Raw genomic sequence first — 23,265 nt, 5'->3', positions numbered from 1 at the left:
CATCGGATCTTCAGGTAGCTATCGCTGGGGCAGCGGCCGGGAACGCACCAGGGTGGGCCACCAGAACCACGGCCCGAGGATCCGCAGGATGGACGGCACCACGAACGAGCGCACGATCAGCGTGTCGAGCAGCAGGCCGATACACACGGTGGAGCCGACCTGACCGATCGTTCTGAGCTCGCTGGTGAGCATGGCCAGCATGGTGAAGGCGAACACCAAGCCCGCCGACGTCACCACGCCGCCGGTGCTGCCCAGCGCGCGGATCAGGCCGGTGTGGATGCCGCCGTGCAGCTCCTCCTTGACCCTGTTGATCAGCAGCAGGTTGTAGTCCGAACCGACGGCCACCAGGATGATGAACGTCAACGGTAGCACCAGCCAGTGCAGATGCAGGCCGATGAGGTGCTGCCAGAACAGGATGGACAGGCCGAACGCCCCGGCGTAGGAGAAGGCCACGGTGCCGGGAATCACCAACGCGGCCACCAGACTTCGGGTGATGAACAACATGATCAAGAAGATCAGCACGAACGCCGCGATCGCCGCGATCAGCAGATCCGACATCGCGTACTGCTTGATGTCCTTGTCGTTGGAGCCCGAACCGCCGATGTAGATCCGGGCGCCCGCCAGCGACGTCTCTTTCAGGATCGTCTTGATCGCTTCGGGGAACTGTTCGACGTGTTCCACCCCTTCGGGACCCATCGCGTCGCCCTCGTGGGTGACGATGAAGCGGGCCGCCTTGCCGTCCGGCGACATCATCAGCTTCATGCCGGTCTTCACGTCGTCGTTGTCGAAACCCTCGTGCGGGATGTAGAAGTAGTCGTCGCTGCGGGACCGGTCGAAGTCGTTACCGACGTTGATCAGGTCGTCGTAGGTCTGATCGGTCTGGATGGACTGCAGATCCGCCGACCCGTAGCTGTTGACCAACTTCAACTGCAACGCCTCGGTGTCGTCGGCGGTGGCCTTGAGCTGGGCGATGATCTGCGGGAACGCCTTGTCCACCTCGGTGAGCGAGATCCTGGCCTGGTTGATGTCTTCGGCCAGGTGGTCGATGTGATCGATGGTGTCCCACAGCGATCGGAACGCCCAGCACAGGGGAATGTCGAAACAGTGCTTCTCCCAATAGAAGTAGCTCTTGATGGGACGGAAGAAGTCGTCGAGATTCGAAACTTCCTCGTTCATCTCGTCGCTGACCTGTTGCAGGTCCTCCACGGTGAGCACGGTCTGGTGCAGCTCGTCGGACACCTTCTGGAAAAAGCCGATCTCCTTGCGCAGCACCGCAACAGAGTGCGCCTGGATCTCGGCCTGCGCGTCGGTGTTGGAGTTCTGTTCCCGGTTGAACGGAAGCTGCTGTCCGTTGCCGCTGCCCTGCGTGGTGAACAGGTAGGGGATGCTGGCGTGCTCGAGCGCGCGGCCCAGCGGCCGGGTCATGCCCTGCACCATCGCCACCCCGTGCAGCCGAATGAGGGCCTTGGCGACCCGGTCCAGCGAGATGAAGTCGGCCGAGTTGCGCATGTCGTGATCGGTCTCGATCATCAGCATCTCGGAGAACAGCTTGCTTTTCGGGAAGTGCCGATCGGCGGCCTGAAAACCCAGATTCGCCGGGGCATTTCGCGGCTGGTACTGCCGGTCGTCGTAGTTCTGCCGGTAGGTGGGCACGAAGATCGCCCCGACCATGACGATCGCGGAACTGGCCACCAAGATCGGCACCGGCCAGCGCACCACGCTGGCCCCGATGCGCCGGTACAGACGCCCTTTGCTGTCGGTCCGCGGGTCGAACATCCCGAACAGGCTGCCGACGGTCAGCAGCGCCGGACCCAGCGTCATCGCCGCGGCGATGGTGAACAGCATGGTGATCGCCACCGCGGGCCCCATGGTGTGGAAATAGTTCAGCCGCGCGAACGTCAGGCAGTAACACGCCCCGGCGATCGTCAGCCCCGACCCGATGATGATGGGCGCCACACCCCGGTAGGCGATATAGAAGCTGTCTTCCCTGCTTTCACCGACTTGCCGCGCCTCGTGGTAACGGCCCATCAGGAAGATGCCGTAGTCGGTGCCGGCCCCCAGGGTCAACGCGATGACGATGTTCACCGCGAACGACGACAACTCGATGTAGCCCAGATGCCCGAGGGTGGAGGTAATCCCTTTGGCGACAAGCATTTCGATGAGGACACCGAGCAGGGGCACCAGCAGGGTGGACGGCGTGCGGTACACCAGCAGCAGCATCACCACGATGAGGATGATCGTGACGATGGTGACGTTGTTCAGGCTGGCGTTGGCGATGGACAGCGTGTCGGAGGCCAGCGGCGCCGCGCCGCTGACGTAAACCTTGAGACCCGGTGGGGGAGTGTCGTTTTTGATGATGTCGCGGACCGCGTCCACCGACTGGTTGGCCTGGATCTGGCCGATGTCGCCGGCCAGCCGCAGCAGCACGTAGGTGCACCTGCCGTCGACGCTTTGCGCCCCGGCCGCGGTGAACGGTTTGCCCCACAGGTCCATCACGTACTGCACGTGTTTGGTGTCGCGCTGCAGGCGGCGCATCAGGTCGTCGTAGTAGAGGTGGTCGGAGTCTCCCAGCGGCCGGTTGGCCTCGAACACCACCATGGTCAGGTTGGTCGAGTTGGATTCGTGGAACTTCTCGCCGATGTGCAGCAGCGAGCGCTGCGAGGGCGCATAGTGCGGGACCATCGGCCCGGCGAGCTCTTCGGCGACCCGTTCCACTTGCGGCATAAAGGTATTCGTGGTGACGGCGAGCAGTCCCCAGAAGAAGATGATCGGTATCGCGAAGGCGCGAACCATCCTGGGGATGAGGGGACGTTTGACCCGGGAGGCGCCGAGGCGATGCTCGGTCATGCCGACTTCACCCGGCACTGGACGTCGGCGTCCTGGTGGTTGCCCGACTGCTCGTCGCGGACAACGTCATTGACCAGCATCCGGCACCCCACCTGACCGCCGTGGACGTGCACCGAGATGCTGCCGGAGGCCACCGACAGCGTGGTGCTCTCGGTGTGGGTCCACGGCAGCGTGGTGATGTCGACCTGGTGCGGATGGCCGTCGATGTCGACGTAGACGAGTTTCCCGCCCTGCCCGACGGAGCCGAACACCTCGTAGGTGATCCGTTTGAGGTTGAACTGCTCGGGTGCCTGCGGACCGTTGACGGTGATGACCGGCTCCGGTTCGGAGAACTGGTGCACCTTGTACATGCAGAGCAGGCCCACGCCCACCGCGACGACGGCCACCAGCGGCATCCAGATCCGCGCCAGCACAGCACGCCCGGTGGAGCGAGGGCTCATGCGATCACCTGCGACCCGGTCCGGCCATCGTGCTGCTGCCCCCCGCTCTCGCCGTCGCGCCCGTCGAATAGTAGACGCTCATGTGCCCAATTGACACATCATCGTGCAAAGGGTCCGAACACCGCAACCCGAACCCGTCCTCGGTCAGGACAGGTGCCGCAGCCGCCGCCTCAGCCGTGCGCTGCGGCGAATCTGGATGGCCAGGTTCGTCGAGGTCAACATGGGGATCACGCCGAGGAAGGTGCGCTCCGAGGGAGTCGCCCCGTGCAGGTGGTAGAGGCTGCCGAAGACGAAGAAGCACCCCAGCATGAACAGGGCGCCGGGGATGCACAGGGTCATCAGCGAGCCCCGGTCGGCGACGACCTGCTTGGCGTAGTCCACCTCCGCCGGCGACATGGGTTCGCCCTTGCGGACCTTGTGCAAAACCGCCTTGGCGCTGCCGATTTCCTCGCTGATCGGTGCGGTCGCCCGGCCCTCCAGTCGGTGCACGTGCACCGCGGCGACGAGCGCCAACGTCGACGCCAGCGCCAGGGCGATGACGGTCGCCAGACCGTGGACGGCCTCACTCATCGTTCCCCGCCCGGTCCTTGATGACGTCGCGGACGACCAGCCCGAGCAGGACGATCAGCGCAACCGGCACCAGCAGCTTGAAGAGTGCCGACGCGTGGCCGTACAGCAAGCCGTAGGCGCCCGCCCCGATCGCCACCATGGCGAGCAGGATGCCGCGGTTGATCTTGTCCGTGCTCATCGAAGGAACCTAACGCCTGGGCCGGGAGAGCTCAAAAGCCGATATCGCCGCCGGAGTCGGAGCCACCCGAATCCCACCCGGCTCCCGAGTCCCAGCCGCCGTCGAAGCCGATGTCGCCGCCCGCGTCATAGCCGCCGTCATAGTTAGCGGCTTCGTAGTTGGCAGCAGCATTGTGACTGCCGGCGTCCGCGAAGGCCGCGTCGCGGCCGGCCTCGAAACCGCGCTCGAATCCGCCGCCCCAATGGTCGTCCAGCAGCGCGTCCATCAGCAGCACGTCGCCCAACGCCCAACCCCAGCCCGGGCCCCAGAACGGGTACGGGTAAAAGCCGGGCTGGAAGAAGATCCCGTTGTGGTAGCCGCCGCCGAAGTAGTGCGGGTAGCCGGGCTGCGCGGTGGTGCGGTAGTCGGCGTTGCTGATCGTCACCGTCTGACCGGTCTCGGGGTCGGTGGTGCGCACGCTGGCCTGCTTGCGCTCCGGCGCGGGCACAGACGAATCCGCCGCGGCCCCTTCGGGTTCGCGCTGCCCCGGGTGCAGTTTGCGGTTGGCCTTGGCCACCGTGGACTCCACCACCCGCAGGTGGGCGCGGGCCGCGCCGTAATCGCCCTTCTCGTAGGCTTTTCGGGCGTCGTGCAGGCTGGCATTGGCCTTCAGCGACTCGGCGCTCACATCGGTGTTGCCGTCGGTGAGCACTTCGTTGTCGAGGTCGCCGACGTTCGACGCGGCGGTGATCAGCTCCTGCTTGATCTGCTCGCGGTTCTCGATGTCCTTGCGGTGCTTGCGATTTCGACTCACCGCGAACCAGATCAGGCCGGCCGTCGCCAACGTGATCCCGGCAATGACGAACGCCGCCTTCAGCCAGGCCCAGTCGTCGCGCTGGTGTTGCACCAGCGGGGAGGTGGACACCGGTGCGCGGGTGGGCACGCTGACGCCCGACAGCTTGCCGACGAATTCACTGGCCGCGCCGTACGGATCGTTGCGATGATCTTGCGCCGACTGGTTCATGAATTCGTCGACGTTGTCCGCGACGACCTTGGGCACGTGGTAGGCCCGCACGTGGTAGCCGCGGGAGTCGATGACCAGGATGACCCCGCTGAACTGGGCGTCTCGTCGCAGCATGGCCTCGTGGATGGAATCGGCCGTGGTCACCCCGCTCTGGGCGGGCGCCACCGCCGCCACCCAGATCGGCGGGCCGGAACTCCACCGCCACGGGCCCGCCAGGATCTGCCGGTTCAGCCCGTCCGGGTTCTGCAGCGGTGGCCGTGCCCCCGGGTCGGCCACCACATGCGTCTGGCTGTCGAACCTCGCCACCAGCTGATCGGTGTAGTCGTCGGCCCCGGCGAACGGGGCGAACAGCATGGCCAGCGCGATGGCCACCGGCGCCAGCGCCAGGCCGGCGAATCGTGATGTCACTTCCCTCCCTGCCACGAGTTGTGCTGTCGATCCTTGCGGCGCACCGGCGAATCGTCCACTCGAGACATCACCTTCGGCCCGGCGCCGGACCCGGTCAGTGCGCCCCGGTCAGGTTCAGCGTCACCACGCCGGCGATGATCAGCCCGACACCGACGACCTTGGTCACCGATATCGGCGAGCCAAGGAACAGCACGGCGATCAGCACGATCAGCGCCGTGCCGATGGCCGACCACAACGCGTAGGCGACGTCGGTCTGCATGCCGCGCGAAATCGACACAGCCAGCAGCGCGAAGGACACGGCGTAGCCGAGCAGACAGATCACGGTGGGCCACAGCCGGGTGAAACCCTGGGTGCTCTTGAGCAGGCTGGTCGCGACCACCTCGGCCAAAATCGCGCAAATCAAGAACAGATAGGTCAAGACGCCTCCTCGCGCACGCATGTACAGGTATGTGTGTACAGGACAGGAAAGGAAGCGCAGGTTATGGCCGCTACCGGGCACCCGGTCCGCTTCGACGTCAGCAGCGCGGTCGGGGAGCGGGCGTCGCTGGCGGCGACCTACTATCCGGCGCGCGGCGGCACGGCGGCCGCGGTGCTGGTCTGCCTGCCGGGCGGCACCTACAGCCGCGAGTACTGGGACCTCGACATCGCCGGCCATGACGGCTACAGCTTCGCCGACTTTGCCACCGGCAACGGCTACGCCGTGCTGACGGTCGATCCGTTGGGCACCGGCGAAAGTTCGCAGCCGGCATCCGATTTCGGTTTCGCCGAGATCGGCGCCGCGCTGGACTGTGCGCTGCGCGCGCTGCCCGGAACCACCGGCGTGCAGGCGCCGGCGGTGGCGGTGGCGCATTCGCTGGGCGGCTACCTCGCCCTCACCCAGCAGGCGCTGTTCGGCGGTTACGCCGCCATGGCGATGCTCGGGTGCACCAACCAGCACGTCGCGCCGCTGAACCTGGACCCGGCATTCCGCGCCCGCGCGGCCACCCCGCAAGGCCGCGCCGAGCTGGCCGCCGAGATCCTCGCCGCGCTGGCGCAGCCGTATTTCGCGGGGCCGCGCGAGCACCTGCAAGGCTGGTTCCACCTTGCCGACGTGCCCGCCGACATCGTCGCGGCCGACGCCGTCACCGCGGTGTCGGTGGTGCCGCGGGTGTTCGGCACGGCGATGATCCCCGGCATCGTGGCCGAGCACGCCGCCCGCATCGACGTCCCGGTGCTGCTCGGGTACGGCGTCGTCGACGTCTCCCCGGATCCGCGCGCCGAGGCCGCCCTGTACCGCAGCAGCCCCGACATCACCACCGTGGTGCTGGCCGGCAGCGCGCACTGCCACAACATGGCCTCGAGCCGGCATCGACTGTGGCGGCGGCTGCTGGCCTGGGCGGCGACGGCGATCGACGACTAGCCGCTTTTCCCGCACCGGCGATAATGGCATTCTCTGATGCGGAGAAGCCATTTCCGACGGTCACCGAGGAGGACGACGATGAGCGGGCAGCGGTGCGACGGGATGGTGGCGCTGGTCACCGGGAGCAGCCGGGGGCTGGGCAGGGCGATCGCCGCGCGGCTGGCCGAACGCGGCGCCACCGTGGCGCTGACCGCCCGCACCCTGGACCCCGACCCGAAATATCAGGGGGCGCTGCGCCAGACCCGCGACGAGATCCTGGCCGCCGGCGGGAAAGCCGTTGCGGTGCAGGCGGACCTGTCGCAACCCGACGAACGCGAGCGGTTGTTCGCCGAGGTGGTCGGCACCGTCGGCGCGCCGGACATCCTGGTCAACAACGCCGCGGTCACCTTCCTGCGGCCGCTGGACGGGTTCCCGCAACGGCGCGCCCGGCTGATGATGGAGATGCACGTGCTCGGGCCGCTGCACCTGTGCCAGCTGGCGATCCCCGCGATGCGCGAGCGCGGCCGCGGCTGGATCGTGAACCTGACCTCGGTGGGCGGCGACCTGCCGCCCGGCCCGCCGTTCTCCGAATTCGACCGGACCGCCGGCTTCGGCATCTACGGCACGGCCAAGGCCGCCCTGAACCGGTTGACGAAAAGCCTTGCGGCCGAACTGTACGACGACGGGATCGCCGTCAACGCCGCCGCCCCGTCCAACCCCGTCGCCACGCCCGGCGCCGGCACCCTCGATCTGGCCAAGACCGACACCGAGGACATCGCGCTGATCACCGAGACGGTGTTCCGGTTGTGCACCGGTGATCCGAAGACGTTGACCGGTCGCATCGCGCACACCCAACCCTTCCTCGCCGAGGTCGGCTGGCCCGGCACCGGCCCGCCGGCCACATGAGCAGCGCCGAGCCGGACCTGGATGTCCTGCGCGGCCGGCTGGCCGGCGCGGGCATCACCGCCCTGACCCCGCTGTCCGGCGGCGCGTCCGGCCTCACCTTCGCCGGCATTCGCGACGGCCGGCCGGTGGTGATCAAGGTCGCTCCGCCGGGTGTCGCACCGGTTGGGCACCGCGATGTGCTGCGTCAGGCCCGCATCATCAAAGCGCTTGCGCCGACCGATGTTCCGGTTCCTCGGGTGTGCTGGGAGGACGCCGGGCGGCCACCGTACACGCCGCCGCTGTACGTGATGTCGCGCGTCGAAGGCGACTGTGGGGAACCGTTATTCGACGGCTGGCCGGCCGTGCCCGGCCTGGCCGACCGGTACCGCAACGCGTGCCGGACCATGGCCGCGCTGCACCGCATCCCGCCGACCGAACTGGGGTTGGGCGGCGAACCGGTCATCGATCCGGTGGCCGAAGTCCACCGCTGGTCCGACACGCTGGGGACCGTCGACCCGGCGCTGGCCCCGGGCTGGCCGAAAGTGCGTGACGCGCTGCTGGATTGCGCGCCGCGCGCGATGCCACCCGCCGTGGTACACGGCGACTTCCGGCTGGGCAACCTGCTCGCCGACGGCCCGCGGATCAACGCGGTCATCGACTGGGAAATCTGGTCGATCGGCGACCCGCGCATCGACGTGGGCTGGTTCCTGATCAACTGCGACCCGGACACCTACCGGCGGGTGACGCCGTCGGACGGTGCGGTTCCCTCGACCGCCGAACTCGCCGACCTCTACCTTCACGAATTGGGTTGCGATGCCGGCGATCTGGATTGGTTCAGCGCGCTGGCGTGTTTCAAGTCGGCGGCCACCTGGTCGCTGATCGTCAAGCACAATCGGCGCCGATCCTCGCCGCGAGCCGAATTAGAGTCTATGACAACGACTTTGCCGAGGCTGTTGGATCGCGCCGGGGCCCTACTGGCTCGGCGCCGATGAGTGTTACTGGCAGCGGACCAGCAGATTTTCGCAGATCATCCCGACGTCGCCCGAGTCGTTCACCGGCTGGCCCTCGTTGGACGGGTTGGTCCAGGTGGTCGGGAACGGGCTCCACACGTCGTCGATCCCCGGCGGCTGCGGGCGCGGATCGACGTTGGGGTCGGCATGCGCCGCCCCGGCGGCGCACCCCAGGGCAATCGCCGTCGCCGCCGCGGCGAGCAGTCCGCGACCGCAGCTGCGAAACGTCATCGCCGCCTCCTCGGTTTCCGCCCGGATCGTTGGCCTGGGAAGCTTATCGAAAATCCCAGTCTACATTTGCGTGCACGTCGCATAACAGTCACGGACCCACAACGACTTCGACCGGGCGCCCAGCAAATTTCGCTACCGGAATTGCCCGGTGCGTACGGTGTCGCCCGTGAGGCCGATTGCCGTGGTCGTTCGTCGCGCCCTGGTGGCCGCCGTCTGCCTGGCGCTGTCGCTGCCCACGGCGCCCACGACGGGCGCCGACCCCGACGCCGCGCCGCCGCCTCCGGAAGCCGCGCCGGCCGCCGAGGGGGCGCTGCCCTCCAATCCGCCCGCAATCCTCAAGACTCCCGACGGCTGGACGCTCGGACTCGGCGCCCGCGACGAGCAGCAGGTCCCGGTGGCGCCGCTGACCACCGCGCTGTCCTCCCGCGAATACCTGGCCAGCGGGATCTTCGTCGGCTCCCTGTCGGGACCGACCCAGCCGCAGGGCGTGCTCGAGGTGGGCTACGAGATCGGCTGCGGCATCGACATGAGCACGTCGGACGGCGTCACGATCGGCGGTACCGCCGGCATCACCCCGGGCGTGACCGGACCGGTGACCGGGGTGCCCGGGGACGTGCTGCCGCTGGTCGTGGCGCCGATCGCGGGCGTGCTCAACGTGGGCCTCAAACCCGGTCTGGTGATCGTGGTGCCGGTGGTCAAAAAGCAATTCCGCGGCCCCAACCCGTGGGTCATGGTCAGCAATTTCCACGTCAAGATCGACGGCTGCGTGGGCCAGTCCTTCATCCGGTCCTATGCGGTGCTCAACCGGGTGACCGACGAATCCGATGTGGTGCTGTCCTACGTCGGCGTCACCAAAGCCGTCTAGCCACGGGGAATTCCCGCCAGCTTGTCGGCGAATTTCGCCTCCGCCGCCGCGCGCAGCCGCAGCAAATGCTCGGAGGGAAACAGATCCGGCGCGGGCGCACGGTCTTTGAGCAGCAGCCGGGCCAGCGTCACCTTGTGCACCTCGGTCGGGCCGTCGGCCAGGCCGAGCACGAAGGACTCCACCAGGTACTGCACGAACGGCATCTCGTGCGTGGTCCCCAGCGAGCCGTGCAGCTGCAGCGCCCGCGCCGACACGTCGTGCAGCACCCTCTGCATCATGGCCTTCACCGCCGAGATGTCGGCCCGCACCGCCCGGTAGTCGTTGAATTGGTCGATCTTCCAAGCGGTTTGCAGTGTCAGCAGCCGAAACGCCTCGATCTCCATCCAGGAGTCGGCGACCATCTCCTGCACCAGCTGCTTGTTGGCCAGCACCTCGCCCTGGGTGTAGCGCGACACCGCCCGCTCGCAGATCATGTCGAAGATCCGGCGCACCAGGCCGACGGTGCGCATGGCGTGGTGAATCCGCCCGCCGCCCAGCCGGGTTTGCGCGACGACGAACGCGCCGCCGCGCGGGCCCAGCATGTGATCGGCCGGCACCCGGACGTTTTCGTAGCGGACGTATCCCTCCCGTCCGCCGCCGAGGGGCTGGTAGCCCAGCCCGACGTCGCGCAGCACGGTGATGCCGGGAGTGTCGCCGGGAACGACGAACATCGAATAGCGTTGATACGGCGGCGCTTCCGGGTCGGTCATCGCCATCACGATGATGAACGAGGCCATCGAGGCGAACGACGAGAACCACTTCTCGCCGTTGATCACCCAGTGGTCGCCGTCGGGCACCGCGGTGGTGCGAAACACCTTCGGGTCGGCCCCGCCCTGCGGTTCGGTCATCGAGAAGCACGACACGATGCGGTTGTCCAGCAGCGGCTCGAGGTAGCGGGCCTTGAGTTCCGGTGTGCCGTAGTGGGCCAGGATCTCGCTGTTGCCGGAATCGGGTGCCTGGGAGCCGAAGACGATCGGCGCGCATTCCGAGCGGCCCAGGATCTCGTTGAGCAGCGCGAGTTTCACCTGCCCGTAGCCCGGGCCGCCCAGGTGGGGACCCAGGTGGGTGGCCCACAATCCGCGCTCCTTGACGATCTTCTGCAGCGGCGGGATCAGCGCTTGGCGCACCGGGTCATCGAGGTCGTGAGATTCCTTGACGATCAGGTCGATCGGCTCGCACTCCTCGCGCACGAAGTCCTCGACCCATTCGAGTTGCCGCGCCCACTGGGGTTCGGTGGAAAAGTCCCACGACATCTGCCGTCCTCTCCGGGTTGCGGTTCACCGCGACCACTTCTGCCGGCGCGCCGCCGCCTCGTCGGTTGCGTGCGCGATCACCTGGTTGCGGTTCTCCAGCTCCATCGCCGACGCCAGGCTCGCGGCGTCGGTGTTGACCTGCAGGGCGCGCTTGGTCAGCTGCGCGCCGAGCGGCGCGTGCCCGGCGATGAGCCGCGCCAACTCCACCGCCCGCTCGACCAGCCGGTCCGGCTCGACAACCTCGCTCACCAGCCCGCGCCGGTCGGCTTCGGCGGCCGACACGGTACGGCCGGTGAGCATCCAGTCGGCGGCGACGCCGGTCCCGACGATGCGGGGCAGGTGATAGCTCATGCCCATCTCGGCGCCGGACAGCCCGAGCAGGATGGCCGCGTTGGCGAAAGTCGCTGCCGCCGAGCAGATTCGGATGTCGGCGGCCAGACACAGGGCCAGTCCCGCGCCGACGCAGGGCCCGTTGACCGCCGCTATGACGGGTTGCGGCAGTGCCCACACCGCCTCCGCGAGGGCGGCCATCCGCTCCTGAAACCGCATCCGCTCCAGCGCCGGCGCGTCGGCCCCGACCATCGACGGCCCGAAGTCACGCATGTCGATGCCCGCGCAGAAGCCCCGCCCGGCGCCGGTCAGCACCACGGCGCGTACCGCGTGGTCGGCGGCCAAATCGTCGAGCACCAACCGCAATTCGGTCTGCATCGCCTCGTCGATGGCATTGAGCCGGTGCGGGCGATTCAGCCGCAGTACCCGCACCCCGTCGCCCGGCGCGGCCAGCTCCAGCGTGCTCGGCATCGTCACAGCCGCTCGATGATGGCGGTGCCCATGCCGCCGCCGGCGATCACGTCGTCGACGGCGTCGAGAATCCAGGCGTCGATGGGGAACTCCGATCGTCAGGGACCGCTCAGGTCACCAGCGATCGTAAATCGTCTCTCGGTTATCGAGAACTGTCTTCTCCCGAATTGGCCGGCCTGTTCTCGCGGGTGCTGCCTAATGCTTAAGCGCCCGCCGAGCGGGTAGCCGGGGCGCCATGACCCAGATCGGATACTTTCTTTCCTGCGAGCAGTTCGGGCCGAAGGAACTCGTCGACCAGGCCAAGCGGGCGCAGGACGCCGGGTTCGAGGCGCTGTGGATCTCCGACCACTTCCATCCCTGGAACGACGAGCAGGGCCAGAGCCCGTTCGTGTGGTCGGTGATCGGCGCGCTCTCCGAGGCGACGTCGCTGCCGGTCAGCACCGCCGTCACCTGCCCGACCATCCGGATACACCCGGCGATCATCGCGCAGGCGGCGGCCACCGCGGCCGTGCAGCTGCAGGGCCGGTTCGTGCTGGGGGTGGGCAGCGGCGAGGCCCTCAACGAGCACATCCTGGGCGATCCCTGGCCGTCCGCCGGGGTCCGGCTTCAGATGCTCGAGAGGCCGTCGAGGTCATCCGCAAGCTGCACCAGGGCGGCGAGGTGAGCCACCACGGCAAGCACTACGAGGTGCAGGAAGCCCGGATCTACACCCGCCCCGAGCAGCCGGTGCCCATCTACGTCTCGGCGTTCGGGCCGCAGGCGGTGCGGCTGGCCGCCCGGATCGGCGACGGATACAGCATCTCCATGCCCGACGGCGAGCTGGTCAAACAGTTCCGGGAGGCCGGCGGCGGCGACAAGCCGGTGCAGGGCGGCACCAAGGTGTGCTGGGACGCCGACGCCGACGCCGCGCTGAAAACCGCGCACCGGCTGTGGGGCAACGAGGGGCTGCCCGGCCAGACGTCCCAAATCCTGCCCCGCCCCAAGGATTTCGCCGCGCTGATGCCGCTGGTGCCGCCGGACACCGTCGCCCAGAGCGTCGCCTGCGGGCCCGACCCCGATCGGCACATCGCCCAGTTGCGCCGCTACATCGACGCCGACATCGACGAGGTCTACGTGCAGCAGATCGGCCCGGACATGGACGGGTTCTTCGCGGCCTGGGAGCAGGCCGTGCTGCCCGCGGTCCGCAACTAGCGGCCGCGGCTCAGCTCGCCGATGCGCACCGCTCCAGCCGGAAGGTGCGTTCGAAGCCGGCCGGCTGCGTCGTCAACGTCACCTCCACCGCACCGCTGGGGGCGATCACGTAGCGCTCCTCGACGTCGGGTCCGTCCCGCCACCGGCCGACCGGCTGGCGGCCCAGGTCGTCGCGGTCGCGCAGCGCCGGGTCGAACGGAAACAGCACCGGGTCATACGGGGTGATGTCGCCGTCGGGTCGCCCGTCGACCAGCCGGCTGCACTCCACGAACCGGAAGTGCCCGATGTTGTGCGCGGCGCGGTATCGCCGCTTGACCACCAGCGGGGTCTGCCCGTCGGCCGGCAGCGACACGTCCTTGCACACGATCGGGTCGAACACCACCCCGGCGCCGGCCTCCGCCTCCCGGAACACCCCGAAATTCCGCGAAAAGCGTTCGGACAGCGCAAAACCCGATTCCTTGTCCAAGAACACCGCCAGCCCGATGGCGGTCGCGGCGAACGGGTGCGGTGAGCGCTTGACCCGCTTGTCCCCGAACCGGGCGCGCAGCATCCGGGACACCAGCGGGAAGCCGCCGGCCCCGCCGACCACGTAGATGCCGGCCACCTCCGACCAGTCCACGTCCGCGCGGCCGCGGCTCGGGTCGCGCAGCACCCGCTCCAGCAGCCGCATCGTCGGATCGACCAGCGGGGCGCACGCCGCGTACACGTCGTCGACCGGACAGGAGAACGGGGGCCGGTCGAACGGCGACAGGTCCACCAGGAAGCGGCGGGTCTGCGGCCCGACGGCCTCCTTGCGGGCGGCGCATTCCTCGGCCAGCAGCGCGCGGCCGGCGGCGTCGAGGCCGGGCAGGTCCGCACCGGCGCGCACCAGCTCGACGATCGCCCCGTCGAAGTCGTCGCCGCCGAGCCGCTGGATGCCCTCGCTGACCACCACCTCGTTGGAGTGCCCGGTCATCTTCAGCAGCGACGCGTCGAAGGTTCCGCCGCCGAGGTCGTAGACGAGCACGTATTCCCGTTTGGCGGTGATGGTGGAGCGGTACCGGTGCGCGTATTCCAGGCTCGCCGCGGACGGCTCGTTGAGCAGGGCGACGACGTGGAAACCGGCGGCCACGTAGGCGTCCAGGGTCAGCAGCCGCTGGGCGCTGGAGGCGTTGGCCGGCACGCTGATCGCGGCCTCGATGGGCTCCCCGGGGGCCACGGTGGCGTTGGAGTGCTGCTGCAGATCGGTTTTCAGCCGCGCCAGAAAGCCGGTCAGCAGTTCGGCCAGCCGGTAGTCACGGCCGGCCAGCTTGACCCGGGTCTGCGGCCCGGCGTCGTTGAGCAGACGTTTGAACGAGCGCAGCACCGACCACGACGGGTCGTGGCGCACGGCGGCCGCGTCCGCGCCGTAGCGCAGCTCCCCGGCGGCGTTGGCGGCGATGATCGACGGCCACGCGTCTGTGCCGTCGAAGGAGACGACCGGATAGTTGCCGCGGTCGACGGCGGCGACGACGGTGTGGGTTGTGCCGAAGTCGATTCCGACTCTCATCGCGCAAGTTTAGGACCGCGGCGCCGGCTTGGGCACGACCTTTCCGCCGGGCGCGTCCCATCGCCGTTGCACCTCCCGCTCGGCGGCGGTGGCGATCAGACCCGACGGCGCGAACAACGCCGACGGCACCGGCTCGTCCTCGGTCAGCGGCCGGCTCAGCCGGCTGGCCGGCCCGCGAATCGCGCCGAGCGCGGCCAGCACCCCGGCGATCACCACGACGACCACGGCCGCCGCGAACGCGATGGACAGGCTGCCCTGGATGAAGGTGTTGCGGATGACCTGGTCGAGTTGATGCGCGTTACGGGCCGACCCGAACGACGTCCGGCCGGCGCTCTTCGCGGCCAGGTATTGGAAGTGTTGGGTCCAGTAGCCGACGGCGGGGTCGGCGGAGAAGATCTTCTGCCACGACGCGCTCAGCGTCACCACCAGATCCCAGAGCAGCGGCGCCCCGGGAATCCACGCCCACTTCAGCAGCCCCTTCTTGACGACGATCACGGTGATGACGGTCAGCGCGATCGCCGCCAGCAGCTGGTTGGCGATGCCGAACAGCGGGAACAGCGTGTTGATGCCGCCCAGCGGGTCGGTCACCCCCATCAGCAGGATGCCGCCCCAGCCCGCCGCCACCGCGAGGCTGCACAGCCAGACACCGGGCCGCCAACTCGGGTTGCGCAGCCGGGCCAGCGGGCCGCCGATGTTGCCCAGGGTGTCGGAGAGCATGAACCGCGCGACCCGGGTGCCGGCGTCCACGGCGGTGAGGATGAACAGCGCCTCGAACATGATCGCGAAGTGGTACCAGAACGCCTTGAGCCCGGCGCCGCCGAACACCCGGTACAGCACCTCGGCCATGCCGACCGCCAGCGTGGGCGCCCCGCCGGTGCGCGACACGATGGACTTCTCGCCGACCGCGGCGGCGGCCCGGTTCAGCTGGTCGACAGTCGTTGGGGCGCCGGGCAATCCGAGCCCGTTGACGTAGTGCGCGGCGGTGGCCGCGGTGCCGCCGGTCTGCGCGGCCGGGGCGTTGAGGGTGAAGTAGAGATGCTGGTCGAGGACGGCCGCGCTGATCAGCGCCATGACGGCCACGAACGACTCGGTCAGCATGCCGCCGTAGCCGATCAGCCGCATCTGGCTTTCCTTCTCCAGCAGCTTGGGCGTCGTCCCCGACGAGATCAGCGCGTGGAATCCGGACAGCGCCCCGCAGGCGATGGTGATGAACAGGAACGGGAACAGCGCGCCGGAGAACACCGGCCCGTCGCCGCGGGAGGCGAAGTGCGACACCGCGGGCGCCTGCATGACCGGTCGCGCGATGCAGATGCCGACCGCCAGCAAGGCGATGGCGCCGACCTTCATGAAGGTCGACAGGTAATCGCGCGGCGCCAGCAGCAGCCACACCGGCAGCACCGACGCCACGAAGCCGTAGCCGATGATCAACCACGACACCGTCACCGGCGATAGGCTCAACCACGATGCGCCCCAAGGTGTTTCGGCGACCCAGCTGCCGGTGGCCACGGCGATCAGCAGCAGCGCGAAGCCGAGGACCGACACCTCGGCCACCCGGCCCGGCCGCAGGAAGCGCAGGTAGCAGCCCATGAACACCGCGATGGGGATGGTCATGGCGATGGAGAACACGCCCCACGGGCTTTGGGCCAGTCCCCGCACCACCACCAGCGCCAGCACCGCGATGATGATCACCATGATGACGAACGCCCCGAGCAGCGCGGCCAGCCCGCCGGTGGCGCCCAGCTCGTCGCGGGCCATCTGGCCCAGCGAACGCCCGCGCCGCCGGGTGGAGATCCACAAGACCAGGTAGTCCTGCACCGCCCCGGCGAACACCGCCCCGGCGACGATCCAGATGGTGCACGGCAGGTAGCCCATCTGCGCGGCCAGCACCGGGCCGACCAGCGGCCCGGCCCCGGCGATGGCGGCGAAGTGGTGGCCGAACAGCACCCGGCGGTCGGTCGGCACGTAATCGGCGCCGTCGTCCAGGATTTCGGCCGGCGTGGCGTGGTCGTCGCGCGGGTGCACGATCTTGCGTTCGATCAGCCGGGCATAGAACCGGAATCCGATCAGGTAGCTGCAGATCGCCGCGACGACGAACCACACCGCGTTGACCGGCTCACCCCGGGCGAACGCGATGACCGCCCAGGCGATCGCCCCGAGCACGGCGATGACCGCGAACACGATCCGGTGCCGGGCCGTGATCGGGGAGCGGTCGACGATGGCGACGGGTGGCAGGTTGTGGTCGGTGTGCACGTAGCTGACACCGTCGTCGCGCTCGGTGATTGCCACGGCGGAAACCCTACGCGCGCAAGAGCACCGGCGCGCGTCGAGCGGTGATTAGTACAGCGCGCGGACGGCGTCGATGGTGTCGGCCTCAGCGGGGCCCTTGTCGTTGCGGTAGCGCAGCACCCGGGCGAACCGCAGCGCCAGCCCGCCGGGGTAGCGCGAGGATTTCTGCACACCGTCCACCGCCACCTCGACCACCTGCTCGGGTCGCACCCGCACCACGTAGCCGTCCGTGCCGCCGACGGCCAGCTCGGTGAACCGGGCCGTCTGCCAGTCCAGCATTGCGTCGGTCATGCCCTTGAAAGTCTTTCCCACCATGACGAATTCGCCGGTGGCCGGGTCGCGGGCGCCCAGGTGGATGTTGGACAGCTTGCCGCGGCGCCGCCCCGAGCCCCACTCCACGGCGAGCACCACCAGATCCAGCGTGTGCACCGGCTTGACCTTGAGCCAGCCCGCCCCGCGCCGGCCCGCCTGATAGGGCGCGCCCGGCGCCTTGGCCATCACGCCCTCGTGCCCGGCGGCCAGCGTCGCCTCCAGGAACCGGCCCGCCGCGTCGGGGTCGGCGGTGAGCAGCCGGTCGACCCGCTGCGCGGGCGGCACCAGGGCGTCCAGCGCGGCCAGCCGGTCGGTGGTCGGCGCGTCCAGCAGGTCGACGCCGTCGCAGTGCAGGATGTCGAAGAAGAACACCGAAAGTGGTTGCGCCGCAACGGCCGCCGCGACATCTACCGAGCGGCCGAAGCGTGAGGCGGTGACCTGGAAGCGCTGCGGTGAGTTGTCCGGCCGCAGCGCGATCGCCTCACCGTCGGCGATCAGGGCCTCGACCGGCAGCGCCAGCGTCGCGGTCACCACCTCGGGCAGTCGGGCGGTGACGTCGTCGAGGCTTCGGGTGTAGACGGTGACCTGGTCGCCGGCGCGGTGGATCTGCACCCGCGCCCCGTCCAGCTTGGCCTCGAAAATCGCCTGCCCGCCGTGGCGTTCGATCGCATCGGCCACACCCGCCGCGGTCTGGGCCAGCATCGGCGCGACCGGCCGGCCCACCCGCAGCGTGAAGGCGTCCAGCGCGGACGCCTCCCCGGACAGCGCGGCCGCCGCCACCGCCGGCAGGTCACCGCCCAGCATCGCGGCGCGCTGCACCGCCGCGGCCGGTATCCCGGCGGCCCTGGCGACGGCGTCGGCCATGATCCCGGCCAGCGCGCCCTGGCGCAGTTCGCCGCCCAGCAGCCGCAGCAGAAACGTCTGCTCGGTCTCGGTGGCCACGGCGAACAACGTGTTCAGCAGGGCCGCGCGGCGCGCCTGGGCGCCCTTGCCCGCCACGGCGCCGATCTCGGCGAAGGCGGCATCCACCGCCACGACGGTCAGCGTGGGATGTGCGGCCGCGGGCGGGCGCGAGCGCAACGCCGCCCAGCCGACCCCGATCTGGCGCTGCCGCAACTCACCGGACAGCCACGACACGACGATCGCGACCAGGGCGGCGTCGGGTGCGGCCCGGCGCAGCAGGTCGGCGATGCGGGCGACTTTGGTCAGCCGCGACGGCGTGCCCCCGACGTCGGCCGACGCCGTCGCCACGTCGAAAAGCAGCACGGTCGCCAGCTTGGCATGGCTCGGTGACAAGCGCCTGGAGCGGACACGCTAGCGTGCCTACGTAACGTTACAAATCGCATGGATTCTGACAAGCCTGACAATGGGAGGTCCGGATGGAGATCAACGGGAAGAAAGCCGTCGTCGTCGGCGGTGCATCGGGAATGGGACGCGCCAGCGCCGAGCTGTTCGCGGCGCGCGGCGCCGACGTCGCCATCCTCGACCGCGAGAGTTCCGACGGCAAGGCGGTGGCCGAGGGCATCGGCGCCGGGTTCTACCCCGTCGACGTCACCGACTTCGCCGGCACCGAGGAGACCCTGCAGAGCGCGGTCGACAAGCTGGGCGGCCTGCACGTCATCGTCACCACCGCCGGGGGCGGCATCGCCAAACGCACCCTGACCAAGAACGGCCCGCACGACCTCGAATCCTTCCAGTCGGTGATCGACCTCAACCTCATCGCCACCTTCAACATCAGCCGGCTCGCCGCCGCGCACATGGCCAAGAACGAGCCCGAGGACGAGGAGCGCGGCGTCATCATCAACACCGCCTCCATCGCCGCCTTCGAGGGCCAGATCGGGCAGGTCGCCTACACCGCCGCCAAGGCCGCCATCGCCGGGATGTGCCTGACCATGGCGCGTGACCTCGGCTCGGTGGGGGTGCGGGTGCTGGCGATCGCCCCCAGCCTGTTCGCCACCGGGTTGACCCAGGGCATTCCCGACGAGTTCGCGACGCAGCTGACCAAGGACGCGGCCTTCCCCAAGCGCCTCGGCCGTCCCGAGGAGTACGCGAAGCTGGCCCTGGCCATCGTGGACAACCCGATGCTCAACGGCCAGTGCCTGCGGCTGGACGCCGGTCAGCGGTTCGCGCCCAAGTAGGCGCCCCCCGCCGGAACCCTCCTCGCATTAAGTACACTCTTTAGGCAGCCGCCCCGCTTCCCCTCGAAGCGGGGCAGGCACCCATCCCGGTACGGCGAGGAGGGCTCCCGCATGGGTATCGCACTGACCGACGACCATCGTGAACTCGCCGAGGTGGCCCGCGGGTTTCTGACGTCGCAGAAGGCGCGCTGGGCGGCGCGGTCGCTGCTGGATGCCACCGACGAGCCGCGGCCCGGGTTCTGGCCGAACCTGGTCGAGCTGGGCTGGCTCGGCCTGCACATCGACGAAGAGTACGGCGGCTCCGGCTTCGGGCTGCCCGAACTGGTCGTGGTCGTCGAGGAGCTCGGCCGCGCGGTGGCGCCCGGCCCGTTCGTGCCGACCGTCATCGCGTCGGCGGTGATCGCCAAAAACGGTACGGCAGAACAGAAGTCGCGGCTGTTGCCCGGCTTGATCGACGGAACCGTCACCGCGGGCATCGGCCTGGACAGCCGGGTGCGGCTGGGCGACGGGTGGCCGACGGCGAGGCCGGGATCGTGCTGGGCGCCGGGCTGGCCGGGCTGTTGCTGATCGCCGCGGGCGACGACGTGCTGGTGCTCGAGCGGGACCGCGACGGCGTCTCGGTCGACGTGCCGGACAACTTCGACCCGACCCGCCGGTCCGGGCGGGTGCGGCTGGACAACGTGCGGGTGTCCGACGCCGACCTGCTCGCCGGCGCGCGGCCCTCGGCGCTGGCCCGGGCCCGCACCCTGCTGGCCGCCGAGGCGGTGGGCGGGGCCTCGGATTGTGTCGACGCGGCCGTCGCCTACGCCAAGGTGCGCCAGCAGTTCGGCCGCACCATCGCCACCTTCCAGGCGGTCAAGCATCACTGCGCAAACATGTTGGTGGGCGCCGAGTCCGGGATCGCCGCGGTGTGGGACGCCGCCCGCGCGGCGGGCGAGGACGAAGACCAGTTCCGCCTGATCGCCGCGGTCGCCGCGGCGCTGGCCTTCCCGGCGTATGTGCGCAACGCCGAACTCAACATCCAGGTGCACGGCGGCATCGGCTTCACCTGGGAACACGACGCGCACCTGCACCTGCGCCGGGCGGTGGTGACCGCGGCCCTGTTCGGCGGGGATGCACCGGCCGCCGACGTCTTCGAACGCACCGCCGCCGGCACCGTCCGGGACAACAGCCTCGACCTGCCGCCGGAGGCCGAGGAGTTGCGCACCAAGATCCGCGCCGACGCCGCCGCGATCGCCGCCCTGGACAAAGACGCCCAGCTCGACAAGCTCATCGAGACCGGTTACGTGATGCCGCACTGGCCCAAACCGTGGGGCCGGGCGGCCGACGCCGTCGAGCAACTGGTCATCGAGGAGGAATTCCGCGCGGCCGGCATCAAGCGGCCCGACTACGGCATCACCGGCTGGGTGATCCTGACCCTCATCCAGCACGGAACCCCTTGGCAAATCGAAAGATTCGTGGAGAAGGCGCTGCGCAAAGACGAAATCTGGTGCCAGCTGTTCTCCGAGCCGGACGCCGGCTCGGACGCGGCGTCGATCAAGACGCGCGCCACCCGGGTGGAGGGCGGCTGGAAGATCAACGGGCAGAAGGTGTGGACCAGCGGGGCGCACTACTGCGCGCGCGGGCTGGCCACCGTGCGCACCGACCCCGACGCACCCAAGCACGCCGGCATCACCACGGTGATCGTCGACATGAAGGCGCCCGAGGTCGAGGTGCGGCCGCTGCGGCAGATCACCGGCGGATCGGACTTCAACGAGGTCTTCTTCAACGACCTGTTCGTGCCCGACGAGGACGTGGTGGGAACGCCCAACTCCGGGTGGACCGTGGCCCGTGCGACGCTGGGCAACGAGCGGGTCAGCATCGGCGGCAGCGGGTCGTTCTACGAAGGCCTGGCCGACCAACTGGTGCAGCTGGCCCAGCAGCGGCCGGATCGGTTGGCGGGCGGGAAGATTCGCGTCGGCTCCTACCTCGCCGAGGAGACCGCGCTGCGGCTGCTGAACCTGCGGCGCGCCGCGCGCAGCGTCGAGGGCACGGGGCCCGGCCCGGAGGGCAACGTCACCAAGCTGAAGCTGGCCGAACACATGGTGGAGGGCGCAGCGATCATGGCGGCGCTGCTGGGCCCCGAGGTCGCGCTGACCGACGGTCCCGGCGCCCTGTCCGGCCGGCTGATGATGGGGGCCCGCGGCATGGCGATCGCCGGCGGCACCTCGGAGGTGACGCGCAATCAGATCGCCGAGCGGATCCTGGGAATGCCGCGCGACCCGCTGATCAACTAGCGACCGGGCCGCGTCGGCTCGCGGCTCAGGCCGGGGCGAACCGCGGGGCGCCACCGCTGCCGCGCTCCGGCAGCAGCGTCACCGGCATCCCGCAGGTCACCGAATCCGGTTCGCAGTCAACGATATTGGCGGCCACCCGCAGATCACTCTGCTCGGCGAGCTCGACGATGGCGATCACATACGGGGTAGGGATCTCCGGGTTGTAGGGGTGATGGTTGACGGTGTAGGTGAACACCGTGCCGCGCCCGCAGACCTCGCGGGCCACCAGCGCGCCGCCGCAGTCGCGGCATCGGCCGCTGGCCGGATGCACCCAGCGCGCGCAGCCGTCGCAGTACTCGATGCGCAGCGGCCCGTCCGACACGACGAATACAGTACACTCAATTGGTTCGACGCGGCGACGGTGTGGTCTGACGGGCGGTGTGCATGGCGCATTTCGAGAAGGACGCGATCCTGTCCGGTATCGGGATTTCCCGGATCGGACGCCGCACCGGCATACCGGGCCTGGAGCTGACCATGGAGGCGGTCCGGGCCGCCGTCGCCGACGCCGGCCTGGCCCCGACCGACATCGACGGCATCGCCACCCTGGGCGACACGCCCGCCGCCGACGTCAACGCCCAGCTGGGCATCGACGCCGCCGACTGCGGCTCCGGGTTCGGCACCGGCGGGTTGCTCTCCCCGGTGATGTCGGCCTGCCGCGCCGTGGCCGAACGCCGCGCCCGCCACGTGGTCGTCTACCGGACCATCCAGATGCTCGGCGGCACCGTCCCGGTCAAGCAGGAACCCAACGCGGCGGCCCCGCCGCTGGCCCGGATGTTCGAGACCCCCGAGGGCGAGCCCAAGCCCGCCGTCGGCGCGATGGACGACGTCAACGATCTGGTCGCCGCGCACGCCTACTCCGCCGCCAACTGGCTGGCGCTGAACTGCCGCCGCCACATGCAGCTGTACGGCACCCGCAAGGAACAGCTGGGCTGGGTGGCCCTCAACGGCAGGCGCAACGCCGCACTGAATCCCCTTGCGGTGTACCGCGATCCGATGACCATGGCCGACTACCTGGGTGCTCGGCCGGTGTCCACACCGCTGGGGCTGCTGGACTGCGACGTCCCGATCGACGGCTCGATCGCCGTGGTGGTCTCGCATCTCGAGTACGCGCCCGACTGCCCGCACCGCGCGGTGCAGGTCGAGGCGATCGGCGGGTCCGACGGCGCCGGCGGCTGGTTCCACCGCGCCGACTACCCGAAGATGGCGATGTCGGACGCGGCGGCGCAGATGTGGTCGCGCACCGACCTGACGGCCGCCGACCTCGACGTCGCCCAGTTGTACGACGGGTTCACCTTTCTCACCCTGGCCTGGCTGGAAGCCCTCGGGGTCTGCGGCGACGGCGAAGCCGGACCGTTCGTGGAGGGCGGGGCGCGCATCGCCCGCGACGGCGAGCTGCCGTTGAACACCTACGGCGGTCAACTCTCCGCGGGGCGCATGCACGGCTATTGGGCACTGCACGAGGGGTGCCTGCAGTTGCGCGGCGACGCGGGGGAGCGGCAGGTGGCGCGCCGCCCGCAGGTGGGCGTGGTGTCCGTCGGCGGCGGGCCCGTCGCGGGATGCATGCTGCTCACCTGCCGGTAGGGCGAT

Annotated in this window: 19 protein-coding genes and 2 pseudogenes; 8 read left to right on the top strand and 13 right to left on the bottom strand. The window is 69.5% G+C overall.

Features of this window, described 5'->3' with window-relative positions; all coding sequences use genetic code 11:
• Positions 1-18 precede the first annotated feature (18 nt).
• The 6 genes from NF20_RS12445 to NF20_RS12420 form a co-directional block, all read right to left on the bottom strand.
• Entirely contained in the window at positions 19-2,847 is a 2,829-nt protein-coding gene (locus NF20_RS12445; RefSeq protein ID WP_033712602.1) for an RND family transporter, read from the bottom strand.
• Positions 2,844-3,287 carry an MmpS family transport accessory protein gene (locus NF20_RS12440; RefSeq protein ID WP_023861033.1) on the bottom strand — a complete coding sequence of 148 codons (444 nt, stop codon included), beginning with the start codon at positions 3,285-3,287 and terminating at the stop codon, positions 2,844-2,846. The genes NF20_RS12445 and NF20_RS12440 overlap by 4 nt, the downstream gene beginning before the upstream one ends.
• Before the next feature lie 144 nt (positions 3,288-3,431).
• Positions 3,432-3,857 (bottom strand): hypothetical protein, encoded by a 426-nt coding sequence (locus NF20_RS12435; protein ID WP_011725774.1) that lies wholly within the window; start codon positions 3,855-3,857, stop codon positions 3,432-3,434.
• Positions 3,850-4,035: a hypothetical protein gene (locus NF20_RS12430; protein ID WP_003874905.1), complete on the bottom strand. Its 186-nt coding sequence runs from the start codon at positions 4,033-4,035 to the stop codon at positions 3,850-3,852. Before NF20_RS12430 ends, NF20_RS12435 begins: the two co-directional genes overlap by 8 nt.
• Before the next feature lie 31 nt (positions 4,036-4,066).
• The gene (locus NF20_RS12425; protein WP_011725773.1) at positions 4,067-5,446 is read right to left on the bottom strand and encodes a hypothetical protein; all 1,380 of its coding nucleotides are present in this window, start codon (positions 5,444-5,446) and stop codon (positions 4,067-4,069) included.
• Positions 5,447-5,540: 94 nt separating this feature from the next.
• Entirely contained in the window at positions 5,541-5,864 is a 324-nt protein-coding gene (locus NF20_RS12420) for a DMT family transporter (RefSeq protein WP_003874907.1), read from the bottom strand.
• 63 nt (positions 5,865-5,927) lie between these two features.
• Here NF20_RS12420 and NF20_RS12415 point away from each other — a divergent pair, with 63 nt between their 5' ends.
• The 3 genes from NF20_RS12415 (at position 5,928) to NF20_RS12405 (ending at position 8,701) form a co-directional block, all read left to right on the top strand.
• Positions 5,928-6,845: an alpha/beta hydrolase gene (locus NF20_RS12415; protein ID WP_011725771.1), complete on the top strand. Its 918-nt coding sequence runs from the start codon at positions 5,928-5,930 to the stop codon at positions 6,843-6,845.
• Positions 6,846-6,923: 78 nt separating this feature from the next.
• The gene (locus NF20_RS12410) at positions 6,924-7,730 is read left to right on the top strand and encodes an SDR family NAD(P)-dependent oxidoreductase (protein ID WP_011725770.1); all 807 of its coding nucleotides are present in this window, start codon (positions 6,924-6,926) and stop codon (positions 7,728-7,730) included.
• Positions 7,727-8,701, top strand: coding sequence for a phosphotransferase family protein (locus NF20_RS12405; RefSeq protein WP_011725769.1), 975 nt, complete (start codon positions 7,727-7,729; stop codon positions 8,699-8,701). The genes NF20_RS12410 and NF20_RS12405 overlap by 4 nt, the downstream gene beginning before the upstream one ends.
• 3 nt (positions 8,702-8,704) lie before the next feature.
• Here NF20_RS12405 and NF20_RS12400 read toward each other — a convergent pair whose 3' ends face one another.
• Complete coding sequence (locus tag NF20_RS12400; RefSeq protein WP_003874911.1) at positions 8,705-8,950, bottom strand: hypothetical protein; 246 nt, start codon at positions 8,948-8,950, stop codon at positions 8,705-8,707.
• Between the two features lie 181 nt (positions 8,951-9,131).
• Between NF20_RS12400 and NF20_RS12395 the strand changes: the two genes are divergently transcribed.
• Positions 9,132-9,815: an MspA family porin gene (locus tag NF20_RS12395; RefSeq protein ID WP_003874912.1), complete on the top strand. Its 684-nt coding sequence runs from the start codon at positions 9,132-9,134 to the stop codon at positions 9,813-9,815.
• Here NF20_RS12395 and NF20_RS12390 read toward each other — a convergent pair.
• Together NF20_RS12390 and NF20_RS12385 are read right to left on the bottom strand one after the other, a co-directional pair.
• Positions 9,812-11,107 carry an acyl-CoA dehydrogenase family protein gene (locus NF20_RS12390; RefSeq protein ID WP_003878795.1) on the bottom strand — a complete coding sequence of 432 codons (1,296 nt, stop codon included), beginning with the start codon at positions 11,105-11,107 and terminating at the stop codon, positions 9,812-9,814. The two genes, NF20_RS12395 and NF20_RS12390, sit on opposite strands and share 4 nt — an antisense overlap.
• A 24-nt stretch (positions 11,108-11,131) precedes the next feature.
• Complete coding sequence (locus NF20_RS12385) at positions 11,132-11,914, bottom strand: enoyl-CoA hydratase/isomerase family protein (RefSeq protein ID WP_009978349.1); 783 nt, start codon at positions 11,912-11,914, stop codon at positions 11,132-11,134.
• 229 nt (positions 11,915-12,143) lie between these two features.
• Between NF20_RS12385 and NF20_RS12380 the strand changes: the two are divergent.
• A pseudogene (locus tag NF20_RS12380) lies at positions 12,144-13,099 on the top strand (LLM class F420-dependent oxidoreductase).
• A 10-nt stretch (positions 13,100-13,109) separates the two neighbouring features.
• Here the strand turns inward: NF20_RS12380 and NF20_RS12375 are convergent.
• From NF20_RS12375 to NF20_RS12365, 3 genes are read right to left on the bottom strand one after another with little or no spacing between them, the layout of a single operon-like run.
• Positions 13,110-14,627: an Hsp70 family protein gene (locus NF20_RS12375; RefSeq protein WP_033712603.1), complete on the bottom strand. Its 1,518-nt coding sequence runs from the start codon at positions 14,625-14,627 to the stop codon at positions 13,110-13,112.
• A 9-nt stretch (positions 14,628-14,636) separates the two neighbouring features.
• Entirely contained in the window at positions 14,637-16,913 is a 2,277-nt protein-coding gene (locus tag NF20_RS12370) for a carbon starvation CstA family protein (RefSeq protein ID WP_033712604.1), read from the bottom strand.
• 48 nt (positions 16,914-16,961) lie between these two features.
• Complete coding sequence (locus tag NF20_RS12365) at positions 16,962-18,491, bottom strand: ATP-dependent DNA ligase (protein ID WP_033712646.1); 1,530 nt, start codon at positions 18,489-18,491, stop codon at positions 16,962-16,964.
• A gap of 113 nt (positions 18,492-18,604) precedes the next feature.
• Between NF20_RS12365 and NF20_RS12360 the strand changes: the two genes are divergently transcribed.
• Together NF20_RS12360 and NF20_RS12355 are read left to right on the top strand one after the other, a co-directional pair.
• Positions 18,605-19,363 (top strand): SDR family NAD(P)-dependent oxidoreductase, encoded by a 759-nt coding sequence (locus tag NF20_RS12360; RefSeq protein ID WP_033712605.1) that lies wholly within the window; start codon positions 18,605-18,607, stop codon positions 19,361-19,363.
• Positions 19,364-19,474: 111 nt separating this feature from the next.
• Positions 19,475-21,639: pseudogene (locus tag NF20_RS12355) on the top strand (acyl-CoA dehydrogenase).
• A 25-nt stretch (positions 21,640-21,664) separates the two neighbouring features.
• On the opposite strand, the gene NF20_RS12350 reads toward NF20_RS12355, so the two are convergent.
• Positions 21,665-22,000 (bottom strand): Zn-ribbon domain-containing OB-fold protein, encoded by a 336-nt coding sequence (locus NF20_RS12350; protein WP_011725763.1) that lies wholly within the window; start codon positions 21,998-22,000, stop codon positions 21,665-21,667.
• A gap of 62 nt (positions 22,001-22,062) precedes the next feature.
• Here NF20_RS12350 and NF20_RS12345 point away from each other — a divergent pair, with 62 nt between their 5' ends.
• The gene (locus NF20_RS12345; protein ID WP_009978336.1) at positions 22,063-23,259 is read left to right on the top strand and encodes a thiolase family protein; all 1,197 of its coding nucleotides are present in this window, start codon (positions 22,063-22,065) and stop codon (positions 23,257-23,259) included.
• Positions 23,260-23,265: the final 6 nt, after the last annotated feature.

Origin of the sequence: Mycobacterium sp. MAC_080597_8934, assembly GCF_000523975.1 — a bacterium.
Taxonomy (GTDB): domain Bacteria; phylum Actinomycetota; class Actinomycetes; order Mycobacteriales; family Mycobacteriaceae; genus Mycobacterium; species Mycobacterium avium.
Note: the sequence above shows the minus strand (reverse complement) of the source record. Positions and strands in the feature narration are given on the sequence as shown.